Below are 1,870 nucleotides of genomic sequence, written 5' to 3'. Positions count from 1 at the left end.
GCCGAGGACGTGGCCAAGCGGCTGATCGACTTCGGTTTCCACGCCCCCACCCTTTCGTTCCCTGTCGCGGGCACGCTGATGGTGGAGCCCACCGAGTCAGAGGACCTGGCCGAGATCGACCGCTTCATCGAGGCCATGATCAGCATCCGCAAGGAAATCGACCAGGTGGCCAACGGCGACTTTGCTGTAGCGGATTCACCCCTGCGCCGCGCACCCCACACGGCGGCCGCCGTCGTCAGCTCTGACTGGGACCGCGCCTACCCCCGCGAGCAGGCGGCCTTCCCTGCCCACCACAAGCAGGACAAGTACTTCCCGCCCGTGGGCAGGATCGACGGCGCCGCCGGGGACCGGAACCTGATCTGCTCCTGCCCGCCGCTGGAAGACTTCGAAAACTAAGGACCGGCGCCATGACCGAGAAATACACCGCGCTTTACGACGAGCACAAGAAGCTTGGAGCTTCCTTCACGGACTTCGGCGGGTGGCAGATGCCGCTGAAGTACAGCTCGGAGCTTGCTGAACACCACGCCGTCCGCAAGGCTGCCGGCCTGTTCGACCTTTCCCACATGGGCGAGGTCTGGGTGACCGGCCCGGATGCCGCAGCCTTCCTGGACTACGCCCTGGTGGGAAAGATCTCCGCCATGGCCGTGGGCAAGGCCAAGTACTCGCTGATCTGCAACGAGGACGGCGGCATCATCGACGACCTCATCACCTACCGACGCCCTGCCGCGCAGGACGGCACCGACGTCTTCCTGGTGGTCCCCAACGCGGGCAATGCCACCGTGGTGGCCGCTGCCCTGCAGGAACGGGCCGCCGGGTTCGATGTTGTAGTGGAGGATGCCTCAGCCCGCACGTCGCTGATCGCCGTCCAGGGCCCCAAGGCCCAGGAACTCCTGCTGCGCCTGGTCCCGGCCGCGCAGCACGCACTGGTCACCGAGCTGAAGTACTACGCCGCTGTCAGCGTGCCGCTCCTGGTAGGCGGCGCCGGAAAGGAACTCCTGCTTGCCCGCACCGGGTACACGGGTGAGGACGGGTTCGAAATCTTCGTGGGCAACGACGATGCCCCCGCGCTGTGGCAGTCACTGATCGCCGTCGCCGACGACAGGGAACTGACCCCGGCAGGCCTCGCCTCCCGTGACTCCCTGCGCCTCGAAGCGGGAATGCCCCTGTACGGCAACGAACTGTCGCTGCAGGGCGACCCGTTCGCCGCCGGCCTCGGCCCCGTCGTCGCGCTCTCCAAGGAAGGCGACTTCGTCGGCAAGGCCGCCCTGGCCGCCAAAAAGGAAGCCGGAGCCGGCAGCGCCTCCGGCCGCCGCCTCGTGGGGCTCAAAGGCCAGGGCCGCCGCGCCGGACGCGCGCACTACCCCGTCCTCAAGGACGGCGCCACGGTTGGCGAAGTCACCTCCGGCCAGCCGTCGCCCACCCTTGGCTACCCCATCGCCATGGCCTACGTCGACGTCGAATACTCGGCACCCGGCACCGCCCTCGACGTGGACCTCCGTGGCAAGGCGGAGCCATTCGAAGTCGTCGACCTCCCGTTCTACAAACGCCAAAAGTAAGCCCTGTACCGCACCGTGGCCGGGCTTCGGGTCCGGCTCTGCCGGCCCCTGGTGCGCATGGACCGGTGTGTCGAGGCTGACAGGACGTACAGGAAGTGGGTTGAGCGGCAACCGAACCAGATTTAGTTAGGAAATACCCCGTTATGGCTGTTGGTGTCTTTGACCTGTTTTCGATCGGGATTGGGCCTTCGTCTTCGCATACTGTGGGGCCGATGAGGGCTGCTGCGGTGTTCGCTGAGGAGCTCAAGGGCCTGGGTGTCCTGGGTGATGTGGCGGGGTTGCGGGTTGATTTGTATGGGTCGTTGGCGGCGACG

The 1,870-nt window shown here is 66.5% G+C and carries 2 protein-coding genes and 1 pseudogene; all 3 read left to right on the top strand.

Translation table 11 applies throughout. From position 1 onward, the window contains the following. Nucleotides 1-396, top strand: a pseudogene (locus tag ASG79_RS14480) (glycine dehydrogenase (aminomethyl-transferring)); the annotation flags it as partial. Nucleotides 397-407: 11 nt separating this feature from the next. Then, on the top strand, nucleotides 408-1,556 hold the full coding sequence (gene gcvT, locus ASG79_RS14475; RefSeq protein ID WP_056392130.1) for a glycine cleavage system aminomethyltransferase GcvT: 1,149 nt from the start codon (nucleotides 408-410) through the stop codon (nucleotides 1,554-1,556). Between the two features lie 143 nt (nucleotides 1,557-1,699). Beyond that, a partial coding sequence (locus ASG79_RS23110; RefSeq protein WP_321165695.1) for a serine dehydratase beta chain occupies nucleotides 1,700-1,870 on the top strand: 171 nt, incomplete at its 3' end.

The organism is Arthrobacter sp. Soil761 (genome assembly GCF_001428325.1).
GTDB lineage: Bacteria > Actinomycetota > Actinomycetes > Actinomycetales > Micrococcaceae > Arthrobacter.
Note: the sequence above shows the minus strand (reverse complement) of the source record. Positions and strands in the feature narration are given on the sequence as shown.